Source organism: Oleiphilus sp. HI0066 (assembly GCF_001635725.1).
In genome coordinates, this window is record NZ_LWFH01000943.1 from 1 (window position 1) to 269 (window position 269).

The 269-nt window shown below is 45.4% G+C and carries 1 protein-coding gene; it reads left to right on the forward strand.

Translation table 11 applies throughout. The features are described 5' to 3' along the window. The coding region (locus A3738_RS31000; protein WP_197473804.1) for a hypothetical protein at positions 1–269 on the forward strand (269 nt) is incomplete at both ends.

The following is a 269-nucleotide window of genomic DNA, read 5'->3' on the forward strand; positions in this document are numbered from 1 at the left end:
TGTCACTCGCAATCATGCGCAAGGCCAACGACAATCCTCGTCCAGAAAGCGTATTCAGTAAAACTCTTGATCACGCTATGAGCATGCTAGGCCACCAGCAAGTCAAAGAGCTACTCGTTGCCATCAAAAAACTCGACATCAAATATGGTTATCGCGCTTACTACCAAACTCTCGGAGCAAGCTTAACCAAAGCCTATCTCGCACAACGATTCGCAAAGGCAAAAGGATCAGCAAAATCCTTAGATATCTTCTGGGGGAGTTTATTTTCC